The organism is Faecalicatena orotica, assembly GCF_003149245.1.
Taxonomy (GTDB): domain Bacteria; phylum Bacillota; class Clostridia; order Lachnospirales; family Lachnospiraceae; genus Faecalicatena_A; species Faecalicatena_A orotica.
On record NZ_QGDL01000006.1, the window covers coordinates 83,771 to 106,667 of the forward strand.

Genomic DNA, 22,897 nt, shown 5'->3' on the forward strand with positions numbered 1-22,897 from the left:
CCCGAACCTCCTAATCTTCATTCATGAGCAGGACTTTCCCTTTTACAAGCCCCGGCGTCTTGAACATCTGGAACGCTTCCTGTGCCTGACTCATCGGCATTTTCTTAAAGATGAAGCCCGGATCGAATTTCAGCTGTCCTGTTGCAAAATAATGTGCCGTCAGTTCCCATTCTTTTCCTGGGAAAGGTGCGCTGTATGACATCCATGACCCGGTCAGTTTGAATTCTTTACGGTTCATGTTTTCCCACATTGCCGGTGTGAACGTAAGGTCTACATGAGGGGTGCCGATGAAGCATACATGGGCTTTATTTGCAGCCAGCTCAAATGCCATGTACATCGTAGGCGCCTGTCCCGCCGTCTCATATACATAAGCATAGCCCTTTCCGCCGGTAACCGCCATTGCCTCTTCCATATAATTTTCTTTTGTCGTATTGATCACTTCGTCTGCGCCAAGGCGTTTCGCGAGTTCCAGTCTTTCATCACTGATATCGAATACGACGACTTTTTTGGAGCCAAAGATTTTCGCCCACTGCATGGTGAACATCCCAATGGTTCCGCCGCCCAGAATCGCCACATACTGTCCGCCCTGATAGTCATTCTGGAGAAGGCCGTGCAGCGCGACTGTGGATGGCTCAAACATGGCACCCTGCTCATAGGAAACACTCTTGTCAAATACGACCGCATTCTGCTCCGGGAGCACGACGTAATCTGCATTACTTCCCTGCTGTCTGGAGCCGATGAAGCTGTAATGTTTGCAGAGGGAAAAGTTCCCGTTCTGGCAGTCATCACATTTCATACAGGGAAGAAGCGGCGCTCCGGATACTCTGTCTCCGACCTTAACCTTTGTCACGCCTTCTCCTACGGCAACCACATCGCCTGAAAACTCATGTCCCAGAACGATGGGATAGAAATGTACTCCATTGTGGAGAACTCTCGGGATATCGGAACCGCAGATTCCGGAAGCTTTTACTTTTACTTTCACTTCTCCCGGTCCTGCCTGCGGCTCCTCATACTCGAGATACTGCACATCCTCGTTTGCACATACAACTGCTGCTTTCATCTTACCTGCCTCCTGTTTTTTTCATTGTCTCTTTTAAATTATGATAAAGTTCCAGATAAATCTGATAATTCTCCCCGTAAGTCCCGGTATTCTCTTGATTTGGCTCATGCTTACGCTTTTCTTCCACTGTCAGCGCAACCGCCTCCTCAAAGCTTTCATACATCCCGACGCCTACACCGGCCAGTATTACTGCCCCTAGCGTCGTTGCCGTATCGGATGACGGTACGATAATCGGTTTCCCGGTAATATCGGATTTGATCTGTGTCCATAGAAGTGAGTTGGCCGAACCGCCCATTGCCCGCAGTACACTCACTTCTGCCCCGGCTTCTTTTGCCACATCCAGGTTGTGTTTCAGTGCGTATGCAACGCCTTCCATCGCAGACCGGATAAAGTGTGCCTTCGTCTTGCTGAAATCAAGTCCGTAAAAGACGCCTTTTGCATCCGGGTCCCATATAGGTGATCGCTCGCCGGACATATAAGGAAGGAATACTACGCCGTCACTGCCCGGGGCTACTTTTTCGGCCATCTCGTTAAATAAGGTCAGAGAGCTTTTTCCCTGTCTCTTCCCTTCTTCTCTTTCGTAATCACCAAACTGCTGCTCCAGCCACCTCATGACACCGCCGCCTCCGGTCGTGCCCCCCTGAAGGAGCCATTGTCCGGGAACGACATGGTAGCCGAGTATCAGCCTTTCATCCGCTATGTACTTGTCTGTGCAGATGCTCATCCCACCTGCCTGACCGCCCTGCTCCTGCGTCTCACCCGGATGGATCACGCCTGCTCCGAGCGTACCGCATGCCGCATCAAGTCCTCCTGCAACGACTGGTGTCCCTTCCGCGAGCCCGCTTTCCTCTGCTGCCTTTCCGGTCACGGTGCCGATCACCTCATGGCAGGGATGGATTTCCGGAAGAAGTTCTCTTGGGATTCCAAGCTTTTTGCACATCTCTTCATCCCATGTTCCGGTATGCATGTTAAAGCAGTGAAGTCCGTATCCCTGGGACATGTCCTGTGTCATCTCTCCGGTCAGCTTATAGGCAATGTAGCTGTTTGACTGGAGTATCTTATATGTATTCTGATACACCTCAGGCAGGTTCCTCTTGTACCAGATAATCTTTGCCGTCGTGTAGGATGGCTGGAGTGAATTCCCGGAAAGCCCGAATATCTCTTCTGAACCGATTGTTTCATTCAGCTCCTCACAGATATCTGCGGCCCTTGTATCCATCCAGATCGGTGTGTTCGTCAGCACATTGCCGTCTTTGTCAACCGCAATCGCCGACCAGCTCTGTCCGTCGATTCCTATACCAGCAATCTCCCCTGCTGAAATCTGACCCTTTTCCAGTACTTCCCTGACAGCAGAGCATACTGCCTGCCACCATTCCTCGGGATTCTGCTCTGCCCAGCCTGGTTTGGGGTAATACACCGGATAATCGCCATTTGCAGATGCGATCACATGCCCTTCCCTGTTAAAAACGGCGATCTTACATGCACTCGTCCCTATATCAATTCCTAATAAATATTGTTTCATTACTAACCTCCCACGCGGCTATTATACCGATTTTCCTTCCACAAAGCTTGTTTTCAGCTTCACAGCCTGATGCCCGTCAGTATCCCCAGATTCTTCCAGTCTCTTAAGCATCAGCGCCGCCACATGCCGGGCGATCTCTTCCGTAGGCTGCGTCACAATACTCAGTTTCGGGATACTTGCCTTTGCAAATTCCACGTTATCGAACCCGATGAAAGACAGCTCATCCGGTATGCGGATTCCCAATTCATTGATCTCAATGATGGCCCCCATCGTCATTTCGTAGTTCGATACAAAGATTGCCGTCATGTCCGAGTTTCTAGTGACCAGTTCTTTCATTGCCGACGCGCCGCCTTCGATGGTGTAATCCCCCCACGCCGCAAACCTCGCCTCCGGCTCTATCCCTGCTTCTTTCAATGCAAGGCAGTAGCCTCTGTACCTCTCCTGTGCTGTGTAGATATCCTTCGGGCCGGCAATCATACCGATCTTCCTGTGTCCGGCTTTCAAAAGCCTCCCGACCGCGTCACGCGCCGCCCCTTCATTGTCAACCAGTACACTGTCACAGTCGACTCCGTCCAGTTTTCTGTCGATCACGACCACCGGCTTACCGGCTTTCGTAAAACGGTTCAGATATTTCCCCTGACGCCCGGAGGGCATGATAATCAGTCCGTCCACTCTTCTGTGGAGCAGGAATTCTACCGCCTCTTCCTCGCGTCTCTCATCTGTACGGCAGTCGCAGATCATCGTCGCATATCCCTGGCTTCTGAGCTGGTCTTCTACTTCTGTGATGATCTCTGCACAGAAAATGTTGTTTAGCTCCGGAATGATAATTCCGATGATCTTTGTCTTGTTCGTCTTGAGCCCCCTGGCAACCTCATTTACCTCGAAGTGAAGTTCCTCTATGGCTTCCTCTATTTTGATGCGGTTCTTTTCTCTGACATTTCCCCCGTTTAAATAAGAAGAGATTGTTGCGAGTCCGAGTCCCGTCTTCTTTGCTATATCTTTGATTGTAGCTGCCATACCTATGCCTTGTGGTCGCATCCACACACTTTCATGCGTTCCATCACCAGTTTCTTTACAGCTTCCATCCCTACAGTGCCAAACTTCTTAGGATCGAAGGTGTCCGGCTTCTCTTCCAGAAGCTTCTTGCCTGCGTCTGTGTATGCAACGCGAAGTTCTGTAGCAAAATTCACCTTGCACATACCGCGCTGTACACATTCCCTGACATCCTCATCACTTAAACCTGATGCACCGTGGAGTACGAGTGGGACGGAAACAACTTTTTTGATTTCGGATACTCTCTCTTTATCAAGGACCGGTGTTCCCGCATAGAATCCATGAGCCGTGCCGATCGCGATTGCAAGAGAGGAAACCCCTGTGCGCTCTACAAATTCCTTTGCCTCTGCCGGATCTGTGTTGGTGTCTGCCTCTGCCTCGAGGTCATCCTCCTTGCCCCCGACCTTGCCAAGTTCTGCCTCTACCGGTATCCCACATGCCTTAGCTACATCCACAACCTTCCTGCTCACTGCAATGTTATCTTCGAAGCTTTCATGTGAACCATCGATCATGACAGATGTATATCCCGCCTTGATTGCCTGTACAGCCAGTTCAAAACTGCTGCCGTGGTCAAGATGAAGACATACCGGGACAGTAGCTTTCTCAGCTTCTGCTGCAACGATTCCGAAATAAGTCTCAAGTGTACCATACTTCACCGTAGACGGAGTTGTCTGAAGCATAACAGGTGCGCGCAGTTCTTCTGCTGCTGCGATCACGGCCTTCACCATCTCCATGTTCTCCACATTAAAAGCGCCTACTGCATAACCGCCCTTTTGTGCGTCCAATAACATTTGTTCTGATGTAACTAATGGCATATGTAATATCCTCCTTTTTGTCAAACCGAAACGTTTCGGTTTTTATGATTTTATAATAACTCTGCTCTCCGGAAAAGTCAATTGTTAGTTGAAGGGAATTTCATTTTTAGTAATATGTTCTATTTCTTCTTCTGTTTTTTTGTGCAATCCGTATAGAAATACCTGGCGCACCCTATGAAATAATAAAGCAGCTGACAGAGCTTCTGTTATGCTCTGCCGGCTGCTTTTTTCTTCATCCCCGGTATGTTAATCCAGATGGAAAACAGGCATCAGGTCTACAGAGACCGGACTGTTGTCTGGATTCGTTTCCATGATATCTGCCATGTAATCCCACCACTTGCGGCAGATTTCTGTATCCGCACTCTTGTCCCACTTTTCTGCATCCTCCAGTTCGATGTAGCCATAGAGTATATCCGTTTCCGTATCCAGGAAAATGGAATAATTAGATCCGCCGTACTCATGGATCATCTCCTTCATCTCCGGCCAGAGTGCATTGTGACGCTTCTCATATTCCTTCTCCATCCCCGGATATAATTTCATTTTAAAGCTTTTTCTTACCATGATCATTTTCTCCTTTCGGCCGCGGCCCCCTATAATTTTTTCTGATTTAAACATATCATCATCGCCCGCTTTTGTCCAGTTTACAGACTGGTCTGTGTTGAATAATTAATATGGCGGACCTTTAACGGCCCGCCATATTAATTATTATTTATGAGGAGTAAATTTTAGTATACGTCTTTCCATTCTCCAATGTTGTCTGGATCGAATTTGAATGGTGCGCCAAGAATAACTTCTGTTCCGCCGTCGTCAGCTTCTACTACTTCATAGTCTCCCATGTCTCCTGCTGTAAACTGGTCTCCTGCTGCGCCTGTGATTGTTCCGTCAACTAATGCGATTGATGTGTAAGCGCCAAGGCGTCCAACATCGATCGGATTCCACAGGTACATATACGGGCATGAATGTGCATCATCGTCGCCGATATATTCTGCCATCTCTGAAGGTAATCCAAGACCTGTCAGTTTTACAGAAGATTTCTCATCCTGAAGAACTTTTGCTGCTGCGTTAATACCAACTGTTGTAGGAGCACAGATCACTTTCAGGTCTGGGTATTTGGATAACAGAGCCTGTGTCTGGTCTGTAGATTTCTGTGGTTCGTCATCACCGTAAGCAACTTCTACGAGTTCCAGTTTGGAATATTTGTCGTCTTTCATGATCTCTTTCATAGAATCGATCCATGCATTCTGGTTTGCTGCCTGTGATGTAGCTGAAAGAATTGCCCACTGTCCTTCTCCGCCTGTGATGTCAAGAACTGCATCCATCAGAGCCTGGCCGATTTCAGTAACACCAGCCTGGTTTACAAATGTCTGACGGCTGTCAGCGTTTGCTTTTGAGTCGAGGCAGGATACTTTGATGCCTGCATCCATAGCTTCTTCCAGTGCTGCCTGAAGAGCATTCTCATCATTTGCTGCAATTGCGATAGAGTCAACACCCTGAGAGATCAGTGACTGAATAACAGATACCTGTGCATCAGCTGTTGCAGCTTCCGGATGCTTCACGATGCATTCTCCGCCTTCAGCTTCGATTACTTCCTGGAATCCTTCTGCTTCTTTCTCATTGTAAGGATTTCCTGCTGCCTTTGTTACGATAGCATAAGTCTTCTTTCCGGAATCGCCAGCGTCATCTTTCTGGGTATCCTCCGTCTTTGCATCTGCCTTGCTGTCTGAGCCCTCATCCTTTGAACCACAGCCAACGGCCAGAGTTCCCACCATAGCTACACATAACAGTACGCTTAAAACTTTTTTCTTCATGCTTACTTCCTCCCTTGGAATATTGTTTTATACAAAGCACGCTTCCCGGTGCCTGGTATCATAATAAAGTTGTATTATAGTTATTTTGCTGAAACCGTTTTTTTCTTCAGCTTTACTTCTCCGCCGATATTCGGCAGTAATACTGCCAGAATGAGCAGGGCACCTAATATAATCAGGATCAGCTGTGGATTCATGTTGATCTGTCCGAGACCGATTCTAAGGCAGATGATGATGAATGCTGATATAATGCCGCCCTGTAACTTTCCTTTTCCTCCGGCCGTTGAGATACCGCCGAATACTGCCATCGCAATCGCATCAAGCTCGAATCCGTTTCCGGTCGTCGTATTTGCACCGTAGAGAACAGATGTCAAAAACAGTGCTGCAAGCCCGGCCATGAATCCCATTGCCGTATAGATGATCAGCCTTATGTTCTGTACATGAATTCCTGAATAATAAGCAGCCAGTCTGTTTGAACCGATCGCGTATACACTTCTTCCAAATGTCGTCTTGCTTAAGACAAGTGTAAATATAACCGCAAATATCAGGACTACGAAAAGGATGTATGGAATCATACCCGCTTTTCCGGCGATCATGCGGAACCCGTCTGTGTTGCTTAAGGAAATAGATCCGCCGCTGCCGAGGGCGATCTCTGCGATTCCCCTGAATACAATCTGGGTTCCCAGTGTAACGATCATTGGAGGCAGTTCAGTAAATCTTGTCAGGATCATGCCGTTAATGAACCCGCATATTGTTCCTACCAGCAGCGCTGTCAGGACAACCACGATAAACGGCATATCTTTGTTGCAGACCATGCAGGTCATCGTCGCAGAAAGGCAGACGGTTGCACCTACGGAAATATCAATCTCACCGAGGATCAGGATATATGCCATCGGAAGCATCAGGAATACTTCGGTCAGATACTTCGGCATCTCTCTTAGTACATTGGCAAGCTGGTAACTCGGGGAAATGCTTGCGCAAAAAATGTTGATCAGGATAATTAACAGGACCAGCATGCCTTCCCAGCTTAAGACTGTTTTCTTCCATGATTTCTCAGGCACATTGGATATTGTTCTTCCGGATTTTCCAGCCATAATTACATCTCCCTTCCCTTCAGATTGTTTTTATCCATTACTCGCTGTGTAACGACGTTCAGGATAACAACGACTAAGATGATTACACCTTTTACAGTATTCTGGGCAATAGAGTCAATTCCTACAAGAGGAAGCGCTTTTGCGATAATTGCCAGGATCAGGGAACCTAAGAATGCCCCTACAACGCTTCCGCGCCCGCCTGTCATGCTGACGCCGCCGATTACGCAGGCAGCGATTACATCCATCTCTTTTCCATACAGCATATTTGGCTGTGCGGAGGAATAAACTGCTACTGCCAGCGCACCGCAGAGACCTGCAAGTGTTCCCATTACTGTATAGACCATCAGTTCCACATTGGAAGTATTGATACCTGAAATGGCAGCCGCCTCACGGTTACTTCCTACTGCATATACTTTTCTTCCTATTTTTGTCCATTTCATGACAATGAAGAAGATAACATAACACAGCAGCATAATCAATACTACATTGTTTATTCCCAGAACCTTGCCGAGGGCAAAATTCTTGAATTCTCCCAGATTCTCGGCACTTGCCCACTGGCTGTTCCCAATCAGGTAGGCGAGCCCCCGGTATATGTACATAAATCCCATCGTTGCGATGATCGGCAGTACTTTTCCTTTTGCTATAACAAGCCCCACAACCAGTCCGCACAGTGCTCCGAGCCCGATCGCAATCAGGAAGAGCAGGAATGCATTTTCCACGATGTTATATTTCAAAAGCATTCCGACCGTCATTCCTGAGAAAGCAAGTGTTGAAGCAATTGAAATGTCAATTCCGCCGAGCAGCAGTACACCGAGCATTCCAAGTGTCATAATCATGATGACTGCATTATTTTTAAGCATATCTGTAATCGACTTTAATGTCATGAATGAAGGACTCCTGAATGAAATGACCACGCAGAGGATAATCAAAACAATCAGCAGACTTGCTTCACGGGAGCCGGTAATTTTTTTCCAGATAGATTTATTGTCTTTCATCTTTCCCATTCCCTCCTCTATTTTGATTTTTCCATCGCAAGCTCAAGAATTCCTTCCTGAGTTGCTTCATTACGGTTCAGTTCACCAGTTACTTTTCCGCCGCACATCACTACGATTCTGTCACTCATTCCCAGGATTTCCGGCATCTCGGAGGATATCAGTATAATCGCATATCCCTGCTTCGCCAGATCTCCCATGATCTGATAGATCTCAGCCTTTGCGCCGACATCGACACCCTTCGTAGGTTCATCCATGATGACAACCTTCATTTCCTGGCCGAGTGCCTTGGCTACGACTACCTTCTGCTGGTTACCGCCTGAAAGGGAGGTTGCAGGATCAAAGATCGTAACCGCCTTTGTATCTACATCTTCCAGAAGTTTCTTTGCTATCTCGCGTTCTTTCTTCTCGTCATTAAATCCATGTTTTGCATGCTTGCCCATCGTCGGAAGCATTACGTTTCTTCCCAGTCCCCATGTCATGATCAGACCTTCCTTCTGGCGGTCCTCAGGGAGAAGGATAATTCCCTTTTTCATGGCATCTGACGGCTGTTTGATATGTGTTTCCTTTCCTTCCAGAAAGACTTTTCCATCATCCGGCCTTGTAATCCCACAGACACTTTCCACGACTTCGGTACGTCCCGCACCTACCAGTCCTGTCAGTCCCACAATCTCGCCTGCATGGACATTGAAGGATACGTTCTTGAAATAACCAAGTCTTGTAAGTCCTTCCACCCTCAGCACTTCCGGCCCGATCTGGACCTCCGGTTTCGGGAACAGGTCCTTGATCTCACGGCCAACCATTGCCTTGATCAGGTCTGCATTCGTGATTCCGTTTACATCGTATGTACCGATATATTGTGAATCCCTAAATACCGTAACTGTACTTGCCAGCCTGTACATATCCTCGAAACGGTGTGAAATGAAAATAACAGATACACCGTCTTCTTTCAGCTTATCAACAATTCTATAAAGCTCCTCTGACTCATTCTTTGTCAGCGCCGCAGTAGGTTCATCCAGAATGATGATTCTCGCATGTGTGGAGAGTGCCTTCGCAATCTCAACCATCTGCTGCTGTGCCACGCTTAAGGCTCCCATTTCATCCGTCGGCTTAAAATCCGCATTCAGCTGTTTCAGAAGGTTTGCCGCCTCCTCGTTCATGCGTTTCCACTGAATGATACCTTTCTTAATGATCTCATGGCCCATAAAGATATTCTCGGCCACCGTCAGGTCCGGATAAGATGTCGGATGCTGGTAAACCGCGGCAATCCCTGCCGCCTGTGCATCCCTTGGACCCTTGAAGTCTACCTTCTTGCCGTCCAGGAACATCTCGCCTTCTTCTGCTTTATGTACACCGGTTATTACTTTGATAAATGTGGACTTACCAGCTCCGTTTTCGCCCATCAGTGCATGGACTTCCCCTTTTTTAAGCTGGAAATGCACATTGTCCAATGCTTTTACACCAGGAAAAATCTTCGTAATACCTTTTAATTCCAAAACGTATTCAGACACCGTGTTTCCCTCCTTCGCTCATCAAACCAAGCTTACTAACATTGATGTTTCCTTGTTGAAATAAGTGTATCATCTGTAAAATTTTTCTAAAACAGCAAAATTTTTCGATTGTGGGTAATTTATTTTTGTCTTCCTGTCTCAGGTTTTTTTATGTGGATTTTGACGGATTAGTTTGTTAGAATGAAAACATACGGTATCATACCCATTTCACAAAGGAGGACTTTGTATAATGAAGCTACTGATCGTCGATGATGAGGAACTGACGCGGGAAGGCCTGATCGCTTCCCTTGACTGGGAATCCCTTGGGGTCGAACAGATTTTCCAGGCGGATGACGGCATCAACGCCCTGGCAATTGCCCGCCTGCAGAAACCGGACATCATACTGAGCGATGTGCGTATGCCGCGCATGGACGGCATTCAGATGGTAGAACGTCTCGAATCAATTCTGCCCGATACAAGCGTGATCTTCATGAGCGGTTACTCTGATAAGGAATATTTAAAAGCCGCTATTAAGCTGAAGGCTGTTAATTATGTTGAAAAGCCTCTAAATCCTCTGGAGATCAAAGAGGCTGTACTCGAAGCGGCCCAGAGGCATGAGAAGAACCTCCGCACACGTCAGAGTGAAAACCTGTATTCTCTGGAAAAGGCTTCCCAGCTCGCACTGCTTCTGACGAAGCCCTATAAAGAAAATGAGGAAGAGATCACAGACCTTGCCGATGAACTTTCCCTCAGGCTGATGCCCGGGAGCAGCTTCACTACATACATCGTAAAGTTAAAGACAAATGATCCCGACAGCACCCTGCTCCATGACATACGCAGTGATTTTACAGATTATCTGACCCATTACCATCTTCAGGTATTCTACATCCAGATTCATGCTGTTTACCACGTTTTCCATATAATGGGGAACAATCTGCCGTCCCCTGTTGCATTGTCGGCTGTGGAGAGTTACCTGAAGGACCAGTTCTCACAATTAGGAGACTTTTTCATCGGCCGCGGGGATACAGTCACAGGAATCAGTAAGACATACCATTCCTACACCAATGCGGTTGTTATGCTCCAAAGCAGTTTTTTCTTCTGTCCGGGCACACTCTTATCATCCGACAGCATGGAAAAATCTGCACCGGCCCCGTCGGCCTTCGAATTGACGGAAAGTGCCGTTCCATCTTTTAAGGAGGCGCTGCTGAATAAGGATCAGGATACCTGCACACAGCTGCTTAACAGCCTCTATGAGTGCTATTTTGAGAACCGGATTTTTCTGCCCAACCAGGTAAAGGATATTTATTATAAGTTGTTTATATGTATCAATGACAGCCGTCAGGTGTTGAAGCTCAACTATGATTTAGCGGACGGCAATACCGAGGAAAGCATTATAGAACATTTGGAAAAATGCTTCACGTATCAGGAACTCCACCAGATGCTTGTCTCTAAGACAGAATTATTTTTCCAGAATATTCATTCCTATGTACCGGAGGATTCCACGATCTTCATGATTAAGGACTATATTAGCAAGAATTATGCCAACGATGCGCTCTCTATCAAGGAAATCAGCGACCATGTATTTCTTTCCGCTTCCTATGTCTGTACCTATTTCAAGAGCCAGACCGGACAAACGCTGAACCAGTACCTGACAGAGTACCGGATGGAGAAGGCCATGCAGCTCCTCGCTGACGCCCGTTACCAGATCACGGATATTTCCTCGAAAGTAGGCTACAGCAATGGGAATTATTTCAGCAAGAGTTTCAAGAAATTTACGGGGCTTACCCCGTCAAAATACAGAGAGAAGATGTTAGGATGAGATTAATCGCCCGGAAAATGAGCAGCATATATAAAAGTCTGAAGCTCCAGACCAAGTTTACGATTACACACCTTGTGATCGCTACCATCCCTATGATTGTACTGGCAATATTTTTTTACACAAAACTGTATGATATGATCATAGCCGATACAATCCGCACAGAGCAGGATGCCGCCACGCAGACTGCCCCTATGATTGAAGAGAGTGTCACAGAGATTCTGAATGCACTGGATAAGATTAAAAATGAAGATTTTTACCATCAGGTCGTAAGCGCGCACCGTACGGAGAGCCTGAATGAACTTGCCTCCTCGGATGCAGCCGATGCCTTCCTGGATACACTCGATGAGACTATCGACCTGGACCTGATTACTGATGTGAAATTATATATCGATATACCAAGGACAGATCCCGTTTTCTCAAACTACCCGGTCTGTAAAACAGTCCTCCCCATTAATCAGGCATGGGGGACGTACTGGTACGGGATCTTCAACGGAAGTCCCTCGCTCCATGCACTGTTCTGCCCTTCCTTCTATCTTGGCTCTTACGAGATCAAGCATAACGGGGACATGGCATACATTGCAAAATCAACGATTATTTATGAGGGTGAAAGGACCCCCTGTTATCTTGCCATTTATTTTTCACAGAAGCACTTCGATACAATGCTTAAGGATAATCTTTCTTCCAGCAGCAATGTGGCATATATCATCAACGGGAGAGACAGCCTCGTTGCCACCTCGGATCAGGCGCTCTCCGGGACTTATCACTTCAGTTACGATGAGGTACAGGAACACTTTATGTCCTCTAACAACTTTATCCTGAAACGTGTTCTGGATGAAGACGTATACGCCGGTTTCTATAGTATACGGAATACGGACTGGTACATGGTTGTCGCCATGCCGTCCCAGCCCATGATGAAGAAAAGTATCAATATAATGGCAGGCTTTATCCTTGTTTATGTGGCATGTATCCTAATTGCTTTCCTGATTGCGACGCTGCTCTCCCATTCCATCACTAACCGGCTTTCTGTCGTAATCAACCAGATGTCTAAAGCCCGGATCGGACCGCCTGTGGCCCTGCCTGCCGCGGACACGCATGATGAGATCGGGGACCTGATATCTACCTATAATTACATGACACGGGTCATCAACCAGCTGATGGAGGATCAGGCAAAAGCGGCGGAGGATCTCCGTATCGCAGAATTCCACTCCCTGCAGTCACAGATCAATCCACACTTCCTGTACAACACAATGGATATGATCAACTGGCTCTCTCAACAGGGGCGGTCCGCTGATGTCACATCTGCAATACAAAAGCTGTCACGTTTCTATAAGCTGACACTGAGCCGCAAAAAGAGCCTGAGCACAATAAACGATGAGATTGAACATGTATCTATCTATGTACAACTACAAAATATGCGTTTTCATGATACGATTGACCTCCTGATCGATATACCGGATAATCTTCTGGATTATTCCATACCAAAACTGACCTTCCAGCCTGTTATAGAAAACTGTATTCTCCACGGGATACTGGAAAAAGAGTCGAAACAGGGGACCATCGTTCTGACAGGGTGGCTTGATGAGGATGATATCGTAATTCTGATATCCGACGACGGAATTGGCATGCCGGAAGAAAAGCTGGAGAATATTTTAACAGGAAACGGTTCATCCGGCGGCAAGGGCTCCAACATCGCCGTATATAACACGCACCGTCGCCTACAGTTAATGTACGGGCCGGAATATGGCCTGAAGTACTCCAGCACCTACGGTGCAGGCACTGATGTCGAGATCCGCATCCCGGCGCGCTATCCCGAAGATGGACTGATCGATGCTTCGCCGGACGGTACAGCCGAAGACCCCCTGAAGGAAAGCCACTTTATCCAGGCACTGACGCTGCTCACGAGGCCGGAAATCAATATTTATGAGATTGCAAAAGAATGCGGGTATGACAATCCGCAGCTGTTTTTTACGGAATTCAGAGAACGGTTCGGGTGCTCGCCTGAGGAATACCGCAGGCAGGTGCTGTAATATATTCTGAAAAACTGCCGCAGGAAGCTTAACGTATAACAGGCTTCCTGCGGCAGTTTTTCCTGTGACTTATTTATCTAGTACCACCGCTGGTATTTCCAGCAGCTCTGCAACTTTCTCATAGAGTGATCCATTATGCCCCACACTCATGGCAAAATGATGCGTAGGTGCCTCTGCAAACCACTCATCCATGAAAGAATCCGGATCTTTTTTGAACTTTACAGGCGTCTGGGTATTGCCGATCGTCATGATCGTACCGTCTGTCGACTCCGCTTCCGTGACGATGAATTTGAGTTTTCCGTCGATTGTCTGTGTACAGCCGAGGTTTGTAATATCCCCCGCTCTTACCTTTGCCTCTACAGATACCCCGGTCCCCTGTTTCCCATGATATAACCCCATGCCTCTCAGGATTGGCTTTCCTTTTGCAATCTCCAAATGAAACGGGCCGTCGTGTCCGAGGAGGATTGTGCCGTCCTCATAATCCACGGTCACAATTTCACAGAAACTGCCGCCCTTTCCAAGGATATCACAGATTTTCATGGCGAGACATGTCTTCAGGTCGCCTTCCCCGGCACATGGAATCCCTTCTGCGGTGAGAAGCGAATGACCAACTATAAAGCCGCCCTGCATGTCTTCATAATGATTGCCCGGAGCGCCGTGATAATAATATGTCAGTGCATCCAGATCAAACTCTTCCACCATTTTCTCCTGCGCAGCCGCTATCTTAGCAGACCAGTTCATCTGTTCTTCTGTCGGCTTCTGTGCCAGCGGGTCTGCCGCGGCATCCTCGCTGATGGTAAAGAACTCCTCAATCTCTTTTCTTTTTTCTTCCGTCTCTTCCTCTGTCACGCTCTGAAGCATCCTGTCCAGATCACACATCTCCAACACTTCAACATGTGCACCTGTCTGGGCCTGAAACATGGTAAAATCACTGTACATATCCAGCATGCCGCTGTATGTATTGCCAAGGAACCCAAATCTTGCCCCCTCCAGATTGCGTTTTACCTTCGCTGCAAGCACCCACTCCTCAATCTTCTTCCATGCACGCTTCGCCTCGGGACGACGGGCTGTTACTTCGTCCGTCATGGAAATAACCGGTGTGTAGTCCAGACCAAGCAGTCCGTTCACAACATGGTACTTGATTCCCGCACGGTTAAAAGCATTGGATACCTCCGGGACCGGACATGCACCACAGTGTGCAAGCCATTCCCCGGTCGTCGTTTTTTCATAATTTATTCTGGCCGCAGGCTGCAGGTTCAGTACGACAGCCGGTGCCTTACAGATCTGGTGGACCGGCAGGATCGATGCGCTTGTCACATAGGTTGCCGAATGGATAAAAATCAAATCAACATTTTTCTCATTAAAGTAGCAGCCAGCCTTCTGTCCCTCCTGCTCACAGTCAACAAGGCCATAATAGTATACTTCCGCCCCGAAATCTTCTATACTTCTTACAATAAATTCCCCATACTCAATCAGCCGTTCGCGCAAACCGGGAAATTGTCCCCAGTAATGCTTCAGCCCCATAGAGTAAATACCTATCCGTGGTTTCTTTACTTCTTTTCTTGTCATCATTATATCTCCTCCTGACCGTTCTTTTATTTTTGTTTACAAACACATTATAATCCTGTAAAATTGGAATTACATCCAAGCAAATTGCCCAAAAATAACAGAATGTTGTGGTGATACTATGAAGACAAAAACAGAACTTTTAGAGCGCGGTTCCCATACATGGAGTGAAGACTCCGTCCGGCTGATCCTAACTCCCGGTACAACCGCCAAAACAACGTATTTTTATACACAGGAGATTGGTTATTTCAAGACCTGCCACCCATACTTTTCAGAACGTCAGAATCTGGACTCGTTCCTTATCGTATATACCGTTTCCGGCAAAGGGTTTCTGGAATATGAAGGAAATACATACACGCTGAAAAAGGGGCAGTGCTTCTACATTAACTGCGAGGAGCACCACATGTACTGGACCGGTGAGGACGAGGACTGGGAGATCCTCTGGATTCATTTTAACGGAAACAGTGCTCTCGGGTATTATAAAGAATTTACAAGAAATGGGTTCAGGATACTGGACTTAAGGGATGACTCCCTTATAGACCGCACTCTCCGGCAAATGATCTCTCTGCACAAAAAGAAAAACCTGACTACGGAGATTGTAACTTCTAATTTAATCAACGGGATTCTTACGGAATTACTTGTTCTGACCGCAACCAACAATGCAGACACATTCCTCATCCCTGATTATATAAAAGAAATCGCAAGGGAGATTGATAAGAATTTCAAAACGGACCTGTCGCTGAAATATTTTGAGGAGATGACACACAGAAGCCGCTATCATATCCTGAAGGAATTTAAAAAATATATCGGAGTTACGATTAACGAATACCTGATTACTGCCAGAATCACCTATGCAAAAGAGCTTCTGAAATATTCAGAGCTTCCGGTCGGTGAAATCGCCTTTGAGTGCGGAATGAATAATGTGACGCATTTTATCAATCTTTTTAAGGCGAGGGAAGGACAGACGCCTCTCGTTTACCGGAAAGCCTGGAGAAGTTAAAACGCGGGTCCGTAAAATCTCAGACGGACCCGCATTTTTTGTATACAGGGAGGGAGCCCTGTTACAAACGTATTAAGTTTATTCTATATGTTGGCTTTTACCAGAGATCCTTATAAATCTGGACAATATCCGCTTTTCTCGGAACACGCGGATTCGTCGGCGTACATGCATCAGCCAGTGCTGCATCAGCCATACGGTCAATTGCGTTGAAATAATCTTCCTTCTCGATTTTCCCCATCTGTGAAATTGACAGCGGGATGTCCATCTCTTTGAGCATAAACTGTACCCAGTTGACAAGTGAACGGACAGTCATGATCTTATTGTAGCTGCTCAGTCCCAGCAGCTGTGCCACTGTTGAATACCGCTTTACAGCCGGCAGGTACTCTGTACGGCTCTTGCTGTGTTTGTTGATATCACTGTTAAACTCAATGATATGCGGCAGCAGCATTGCATTTGCACGTCCGTGGGGGATATGGAATGTTGCCCCGAGCTGGTGTGCCATGCTGTGGTTAATTCCCAATGATGCGGAATTGAACGCAAGACCTGCCAGACAGGAAGCGGAATGCATCTTCTGTCTCGCATGGGTATCGTTGCCGTCAAGATATGCACGAAGCAGGAAAACTCCGCATATCTCGATCGCCTTCTCTGCCAGTGCTGTAGAAAAGTCATTCCGGTTCGTACTTACGCACGCCTCCAGGGCATGTGTAAACACATCCATACCGGTATCCGCCGTAACTGACGGCGGCACACTTTTCACGAGTTCTGCATCCAGAATCGCTTCATCCGGAGTAAGCTCTCTGGATACAAGCGGATATTTCATCTGTTCGGCCGGGTCAGAGACAACTGCAAAAGAAGTAACCTCTGATCCGGTACCGCTTGTTGTCGGTATCGCAATGAGGCCAACCTCCCCGTAATTATCTACACGGAGTGCAAACTCACGGATTGATTTGGAGGAGTCAATAGAGGAACCGCCTCCAACAGCGATAATTGCCTCCGGCCTGTACTCCAGCATCTTCTTTACGCCTTCACTGATCTTGTCGATCGGTGCATCCGGCACTACCTCTTTGAAGATATCAAACTGGATATCTGCCTTCTTAAGAGGATCTAAGATCAGATTCAGACTACTGCTCTGTGCCATGAACGGGTCCGTAATAATCAGTACTTTTCTGTATGGAATCTCAGTCAGGCGATCCAGTGCCTGGTCGCCAAAGTATATTTTAGTCTTTATATCAAAACTCTTCATAGTGCCCTTCCTCTACTTCGGATAGATGCACTCTATCCCTAACTCTTTGAATGCCTGAAGCCATTTGGCCGCCGGCTTTTCATCAGTAACAACGGTGGTTACATCTTCCAGCATACCAACTGCTGTAAACGCCGTTTTGTCAAACTTACTTGAATCCACTGCAAGGATCTTCTCCTTGGCGGCATCCAGCATCGTTTTCTTATTATTCGCTAAAAGCTCATCAGAATCTGTAAGACCGGATGCAAGGTCGAAACCTTTGCAGGATATAACAGCTCTGTCAACATGATAGGAACGAAGCATTTTATCTGTCTGGGGACCTACGAGGGCAAAAGACCCCTCCCTGGAAACACCGCCTGTTGACAGCACACTCCAGTCCGGCACATCAAACAGTTCGATGATAATCTCTACTGAATTAGTTATCAGTGTCAAATTCCGTTTTCCTTTCAATGCCTTGGCAACATACACTGCTGTGGAGCTGGCATCCAGCATGATACTCTCCCCATCTTTTATCCTGGAGCTTATCAGCTCTGCTATACGCTGTTTGCCTATCACATTGTGATTCTTCCTGATGTTAAACGGTAAATCAATATTTACATTTTCATTGATGACGGCCCCGCCGTAACTCTTTATCGCATACCCGTCATTTACCAGTTTCTCCAGATCTCTTCGGATCGTCTCCTCAGAAACATCATAAATCTGGCTTAATTCACTTACCACTACACGCCGATCAGCCTGTAGTTTCTCTAATATTTCATTCCGTCTTTCTATTGCAAGCATAGCACTGCCTCCCGCCCAGACTTTCACCGTAAATTACAAAATTACTTCGCGAATCTTAGCATCCGGATGTGCAATTACAGAGGAGTCAAGATACATTCCTTCATCTGCAACTGCAGCCTTCGCCCTTTCTATAGCCGCTTCTACCGCTGCCACATCACCTGTCAGCATCAGGTATGATTTACCACACATACCTCTTGCAATACGGAGTTCGATCAGATCTACGATTGCAGTCTTGGCTGCTTCATCTGCCGCAACGATAATGGAAGTCGCATCATATGTCTCCATAATACCAAGTGCAGATACCTCTTCGATGTTCGTAGCTCCATAAATCGCCGGAAAAATAGATTTGTGCGGATTGCCGAGTACGAAACTGTTAATCAGGTGTTTTCCATGCAGTGTCTTCGATGTCTCAATGGCTGCATTCACGGCGCTTAAATCTCCTGAAATAATAACAATATATTTACCCGGACATACTGTCTGAGCCTCTATGATGCTTACTTCAGAAGTCTTTACCATAGCATCCGCTGCTACTACACCCGATGAAACAGTCTTATATTCTACCATTCCAATTGCCTTACTCATTGCCTGCACGTCCCTCCTGAGTTTCTATGATTATATATTTCTCATTCACATCGCTTACGATACCATCAATGCTCGCATGGATTCCCACGCTTAAGCCTTTGGCAGGTTCAGCGATCAAATGTCCTCTTGCCACCTTGTCGCCGCGTTTTACAACTGCAGATGCAGGTGCCCCGATATGCTGGCTCAGGAGTATTTTGACTTTTCTAACCGGAACCGCAAACTCGTCAAGAGGAGCCTCCCGGTCATACTTCGTCAGATCAAGCCTGGCCATCAGCCGTTCCATAGGAACTTTACGGTACTCTCTTTCCTCTCCCACCGGCTTTGGCACAACACCCTGCGGCGGTTTGATTCCATTGGCACGTAAACCTGCTTTGTATTCCGCCATTAATGATCTCGGTGACAATCCCTGCATGCAGGAATACATCTCGCACAGACCACAGGAAGAACAAAACATGGTATTGATAAATATGTTTGGTTCCTGTAAATCTTTACAGGTAGCCGCTCGCATAAATAAATGCGGCTCTATCGGATGTCCGAGACGATTTCTCGGGCACAGGTCCGTACACATCGTACATTGGCAGCAGCATGCTGCCGCACGCTTTAAGTCAATGGATGACTTCCGTCTCTTCTTCTGGATAATCAGGTGGTCCTCAGGCAGCACGAGGACGGCATTTGTCGTCTTCGTAACCGGCTGCGACCCGCTTCCGATGAATCCCATCATCGGGCCCCCGATAAAATAAACAGGGTCTTTTGTTGTCACACCTCCGGCGAGTCTTACAACTTCCTCGATTGTCGTTCCGATCGGAACACGCACCGTTACCGGATTCTCTACTTCCGCCACAACAGAAACAAGTTTATCAACAACCGGAGTCTCCTGATTCAGAGCCCTGTAAACATTATATACAGTCTCAACATTGAACACGGCCACTCCGCTTTCTATCGGAAGTCCTCCGGGCCTTACAACCTTGCCCGTCACTTCATAAATCAGTACGACTTCATCGCCGGCCGGATACACTTCATTGAGCAGTCCCAGTCTGACCTCCGGATAGTCTCCGATTACCTCATTCAGCGCTTCAATCGTCTTTTTATAAGCCTTTTTTATACCAATAACTACTTCTTTTGCACCTACAGCCTGCCCCATCATATGGAAGGTCTCAACGATTTCCTGTGCATATTTTTCAAGTAATTGTCTATGTAATCTTAAGAGTGGTTCACATTCTGCACAGTTCAGGATGATTGTCTCAGCACGTTCATCTAACTTTGCATAAGTAGGAAAGCCCGCACCACCTGCACCAACAATACCGTTCTGCTGCAATATGCTGCTTAATTCTTTCATTTCCATCATTTCACTACTCCAGTCCTGTTCCATCGTCAATAATTCCAACAATCGCTGCATCAACAGGTGCCTCCGGCATTCCGGAACCGATTCTCGCAGCACTTCCCTGTGCCACTAATACATAGTCACCTATACCAGCACCAATCTTATCAATCGCAATGAGTTGTTTTGCACCGGTCTGCATATGTTCCAAAACATCCACAATCATAAACTTATTGCCGACCAGATTTTCACATTTGCGTGTCGAGACAACACTTCCTTTAACTTTACCTATCAGCATAACATCCTCCTCATGCGACTTTACATTTCTTTTTTTATACACTGACACATTGGCAGGAAAAATGCCAATGTGTCAGTGTACTGCTTTTATTCCATTCTTATTTAATGATTCTGACTGTATCACCTGTCGCAATCTTAGCTGCATTCGCTTCATCAGTATCGATATGCATCTCGAGGGTAAAGCTGTCATCCACACGGATCTGCACATGATTGAAAACAGTTCCTCTTTCGTTATCTGCCTTTACAGACACAACGTCACCGTCATGTACTCCGGCAGCAGCCGCATCTTTGGGCGGCATATGGATATGCCTCTTGGCAATGATGCACCCTTCATCCAGATAGATTGCGCCTTTCGGCCCAACTACTGCAATTGCTGCTGAACCTGCAACATTACCGGATTCTCTGATCGGCGCCTTAACACCAAGGCGGATCGCATCAGTTGCTGAAACCTCTACCTGTGATTTGCTTCTTACAGGTCCTAAAATTCTGACATTCTCTATTGCTCTAAGCTTCAGGCCCACAATAGTAACCAGTTCGTTGGATGCGAACTGTCCGCCCATCAGCTCTTTTTTCTTTGTTAACTGATATCCCGGACCAAACAGAGCTTCTACATGCTCCTGTGTCAGATGGATATGTCTTGCAGACACACCAATCGGCACCATGTATCCGTTATCTTCAGAAGCCTTTTGTTTCTCGACAGCTTCCAGTACCATTTTGGTAATCAATGCTACATTACTATTGTCCATATCAATTCTCCTCACTTGCATGCATGAAACGAATTCCTTCTTTTAAGAGTCCTGCTTTTTCATGCATACTGTGGTATTTACAGGCCTTACAGCCTGCCAATGACAAACTGTAAGGCCCTGTAACTGCCAAAACGAATTATTTGATTGCTGGAAGAATCTTCTCTACATCTGTGTGCGGTCTTGGGATTACGTGTGTTGCTACTAATTCTCCGAGTCTGCCTGCTGCTTCTGCACCAGATTCAACTGCAGATTTAACTGCTCCAACGTCTCCGCGAACCATTACTGTTACAAGACCGGAACCGATCTTCTCTGTTCCAACTAAAACAACATTAGCTGCTTTGAGCATTGTATCTGCTGCTTCGATTGATGCTACTAAACCTCTTGTTTCAACCATTCCTAATGCTTCCTGTGACATTCTTTTTTCCTCCTTTAATTGAATCTTTTCTTCTACTTGTTCCGCCTGCTGCGCCGTCTGTTTCACTCTCTGGAGCGTTTTAGCCGGTGCCTTAGCTGTAGTCGTTTTTTTGGTGGATGCAGCTTTAGCAGTGCCGGTTGTCTTCTTTGCCGTACTTCTCGCAGTTCCGGCTGACTTAGCAGTGCTCTTTCGTGCTGCCCCTGCTGGTTTCTGGGAACCTTCAGCGTTTTCTGCGCCTGTCGGTTTATTCTCTTCTGCCATCTGACTGCCTCCTAACTTACCCTGTTCGCGCTGTTATTGATAAGCTTTAATATCTCCTCGTGAGGACTTGCAATCACTACATGCGCTACAGGCTTTTTAATTCCGTTTGCTGCGGCAGTTTCAATGGCCCCGGTTACAGCAGATACGTCTCCGCGGATGATGATTGTTACAAGTCTTCCACCTAACTTTTTCTCCCAGGTAACGAGCTGTACATCTGCTGTCTTGCACATAATGTCAATGGCAACAACTGCTCCCGTCACACTTGGAACTTCAAAAAATCCATACGCCTGTCCCATGAGACTGCTCCTTTACTTCTTCGATCCATTCCCGTTTGTTTCCGGAAATATGTGCTCTTCGCAGTTCCTATACTGTAGGAAGGATTTTCTCAACATCATTGTGCGGTCTTGGGATTACGTGTGTTGCTACTAATTCGCCAAGTCTTCCTGCTGCGTCAGCTCCTGTTTCAACTGCTGCCTTAACAGCTCCAACATCTCCGCGTACCATAACTGTTACAAGTCCTGATCCGATCTTCTCTGTTCCTACTAATGTTACCTCAGCTGCTTTTGTCATTGCGTCTGCTGCTTCGATTGCTGCTGTAAGTCCTCTTGTTTCTACCATTCCTAATGCCTGCTGTGCCATTTTATATTTCCTCCTAAACTTCTTCTATATAGATTTTATTGGGTTTCCCTTTATCTAAACCGCTTAGTTTCAGCATCTTCTCTGTATCCTCTGTCGGTCTTGCAATTTCATATTCGTTCACAACTCCAGCAAGCTGTTCTGCCCTTGCTCTCGCTGCTTCCAATGCGGCCTGCACATCGGATACACTTCCACGAAACTTAACCATGACAATCAGTGGAACAGGTAATTCATCCGCATTCGCCGGTTTATTCTTATCAAAGGTTTCGAGCGTTACATTGCCTGCCTTACAACCGGCATCTGCCGCCGCATAAGCTGTTGCCAGCCCGAATACCTCTAACATGCCTACTGCTTCTCCCATATTAATTCTCCTTCTTGG

23 protein-coding genes are annotated in these 22,897 nt (G+C 46.8%); 3 read left to right on the forward strand and 20 right to left on the reverse strand.

All coding sequences use genetic code 11. The annotated features are described in order from the left end of the window. Positions 1–10: 10 nt before the first annotated feature. The 9 genes from A8806_RS10705 to A8806_RS10745 all read right to left on the reverse strand — a co-directional run bounded on the left by A8806_RS10705 (position 11) and on the right by A8806_RS10745 (position 9,852). Positions 11–1,060, reverse strand: a complete 1,050-nt coding sequence (locus A8806_RS10705) for a galactitol-1-phosphate 5-dehydrogenase (RefSeq protein WP_109731197.1) — start codon at positions 1,058–1,060, stop codon at positions 11–13. 1 nt (position 1,061) lies between these two features. Next, positions 1,062–2,582 carry a xylulokinase gene (xylB, locus tag A8806_RS10710; RefSeq protein ID WP_109731198.1) on the reverse strand — a complete coding sequence of 507 codons (1,521 nt, stop codon included), beginning with the start codon at positions 2,580–2,582 and terminating at the stop codon, positions 1,062–1,064. A gap of 21 nt (positions 2,583–2,603) precedes the next feature. Beyond that, positions 2,604–3,599 carry a LacI family DNA-binding transcriptional regulator gene (locus A8806_RS10715; protein ID WP_109731199.1) on the reverse strand — a complete coding sequence of 332 codons (996 nt, stop codon included), beginning with the start codon at positions 3,597–3,599 and terminating at the stop codon, positions 2,604–2,606. A 2-nt stretch (positions 3,600–3,601) separates the two neighbouring features. Continuing rightward, complete coding sequence (locus A8806_RS10720; RefSeq protein ID WP_109731200.1) at positions 3,602–4,450, reverse strand: class II fructose-bisphosphate aldolase; 849 nt, start codon at positions 4,448–4,450, stop codon at positions 3,602–3,604. 246 nt (positions 4,451–4,696) lie between these two features. Next, a complete protein-coding gene (rhaM, locus tag A8806_RS10725; RefSeq protein ID WP_109731398.1) occupies positions 4,697–5,011 on the reverse strand; it encodes an L-rhamnose mutarotase in 315 nt (104 codons plus the stop codon). A gap of 164 nt (positions 5,012–5,175) precedes the next feature. Beyond that, on the reverse strand, positions 5,176–6,258 hold the full coding sequence (locus A8806_RS10730) for a rhamnose ABC transporter substrate-binding protein (RefSeq protein WP_109731201.1): 1,083 nt from the start codon (positions 6,256–6,258) through the stop codon (positions 5,176–5,178). 80 nt (positions 6,259–6,338) lie between these two features. Further along, complete coding sequence (locus A8806_RS10735) at positions 6,339–7,349, reverse strand: ABC transporter permease (protein ID WP_109731202.1); 1,011 nt, start codon at positions 7,347–7,349, stop codon at positions 6,339–6,341. A 2-nt stretch (positions 7,350–7,351) separates the two neighbouring features. After that, positions 7,352–8,344: an ABC transporter permease gene (locus A8806_RS10740; protein WP_109731399.1), complete on the reverse strand. Its 993-nt coding sequence runs from the start codon at positions 8,342–8,344 to the stop codon at positions 7,352–7,354. A 17-nt stretch (positions 8,345–8,361) separates the two neighbouring features. Then, positions 8,362–9,852 (reverse strand): sugar ABC transporter ATP-binding protein, encoded by a 1,491-nt coding sequence (locus A8806_RS10745; RefSeq protein WP_109731203.1) that lies wholly within the window; start codon positions 9,850–9,852, stop codon positions 8,362–8,364. A 229-nt stretch (positions 9,853–10,081) separates the two neighbouring features. Between A8806_RS10745 and A8806_RS10750 the strand changes: the two genes are divergently transcribed. Beyond that, positions 10,082–11,650, forward strand: a complete 1,569-nt coding sequence (locus A8806_RS10750; RefSeq protein ID WP_109731204.1) for a response regulator transcription factor — start codon at positions 10,082–10,084, stop codon at positions 11,648–11,650. Beyond that, positions 11,647–13,677: a histidine kinase gene (locus A8806_RS10755; RefSeq protein WP_109731205.1), complete on the forward strand. Its 2,031-nt coding sequence runs from the start codon at positions 11,647–11,649 to the stop codon at positions 13,675–13,677. Before A8806_RS10750 ends, A8806_RS10755 begins: the two co-directional genes overlap by 4 nt. A 69-nt stretch (positions 13,678–13,746) precedes the next feature. Here the strand turns inward: A8806_RS10755 and A8806_RS10760 are convergent, their stop codons facing one another. Next, positions 13,747–15,249 carry an L-fucose/L-arabinose isomerase family protein gene (locus A8806_RS10760; protein WP_181368662.1) on the reverse strand — a complete coding sequence of 501 codons (1,503 nt, stop codon included), beginning with the start codon at positions 15,247–15,249 and terminating at the stop codon, positions 13,747–13,749. Positions 15,250–15,364: 115 nt separating this feature from the next. Between A8806_RS10760 and A8806_RS10765 the strand changes: the two genes are divergently transcribed. Next, positions 15,365–16,243, forward strand: coding sequence for an AraC family transcriptional regulator (locus A8806_RS10765; RefSeq protein ID WP_109731206.1), 879 nt, complete (start codon positions 15,365–15,367; stop codon positions 16,241–16,243). A gap of 97 nt (positions 16,244–16,340) precedes the next feature. On the opposite strand, the gene A8806_RS10770 is transcribed toward A8806_RS10765, so the two are convergent. From A8806_RS10770 to A8806_RS10815, 10 genes are all read right to left on the reverse strand, one after another. Further along, positions 16,341–17,486 carry a 1-propanol dehydrogenase PduQ gene (locus A8806_RS10770; protein ID WP_109731207.1) on the reverse strand — a complete coding sequence of 382 codons (1,146 nt, stop codon included), beginning with the start codon at positions 17,484–17,486 and terminating at the stop codon, positions 16,341–16,343. Between the two features lie 12 nt (positions 17,487–17,498). Beyond that, entirely contained in the window at positions 17,499–18,263 is a 765-nt protein-coding gene (locus A8806_RS10775; protein ID WP_109731208.1) for a DeoR/GlpR family DNA-binding transcription regulator, read from the reverse strand. Positions 18,264–18,296: 33 nt separating this feature from the next. After that, on the reverse strand, positions 18,297–18,845 hold the full coding sequence (locus tag A8806_RS10780; protein WP_109731209.1) for a BMC domain-containing protein: 549 nt from the start codon (positions 18,843–18,845) through the stop codon (positions 18,297–18,299). Beyond that, positions 18,838–20,187, reverse strand: coding sequence for an SLBB domain-containing protein (locus A8806_RS10785; RefSeq protein WP_109731401.1), 1,350 nt, complete (start codon positions 20,185–20,187; stop codon positions 18,838–18,840). Before A8806_RS10785 ends, A8806_RS10780 begins: the two co-directional genes overlap by 8 nt. 7 nt (positions 20,188–20,194) lie before the next feature. Beyond that, positions 20,195–20,461: a EutN/CcmL family microcompartment protein gene (locus tag A8806_RS10790; protein ID WP_109731210.1), complete on the reverse strand. Its 267-nt coding sequence runs from the start codon at positions 20,459–20,461 to the stop codon at positions 20,195–20,197. Between the two features lie 97 nt (positions 20,462–20,558). Beyond that, positions 20,559–21,206: a phosphate propanoyltransferase gene (locus A8806_RS10795; RefSeq protein WP_109731211.1), complete on the reverse strand. Its 648-nt coding sequence runs from the start codon at positions 21,204–21,206 to the stop codon at positions 20,559–20,561. A 136-nt stretch (positions 21,207–21,342) separates the two neighbouring features. Beyond that, positions 21,343–21,621 (reverse strand): BMC domain-containing protein, encoded by a 279-nt coding sequence (locus A8806_RS10800; protein WP_044954962.1) that lies wholly within the window; start codon positions 21,619–21,621, stop codon positions 21,343–21,345. A gap of 272 nt (positions 21,622–21,893) precedes the next feature. Beyond that, the gene (locus A8806_RS10805) at positions 21,894–22,178 is read right to left on the reverse strand and encodes a BMC domain-containing protein (protein ID WP_109731212.1); all 285 of its coding nucleotides are present in this window, start codon (positions 22,176–22,178) and stop codon (positions 21,894–21,896) included. A gap of 67 nt (positions 22,179–22,245) precedes the next feature. Continuing rightward, a complete protein-coding gene (locus A8806_RS10810; protein ID WP_024853108.1) occupies positions 22,246–22,521 on the reverse strand; it encodes a BMC domain-containing protein in 276 nt (91 codons plus the stop codon). Between the two features lie 13 nt (positions 22,522–22,534). Next, the gene (locus tag A8806_RS10815) at positions 22,535–22,879 is read right to left on the reverse strand and encodes a BMC domain-containing protein (RefSeq protein ID WP_109731213.1); all 345 of its coding nucleotides are present in this window, start codon (positions 22,877–22,879) and stop codon (positions 22,535–22,537) included. Positions 22,880–22,897: the final 18 nt, after the last annotated feature.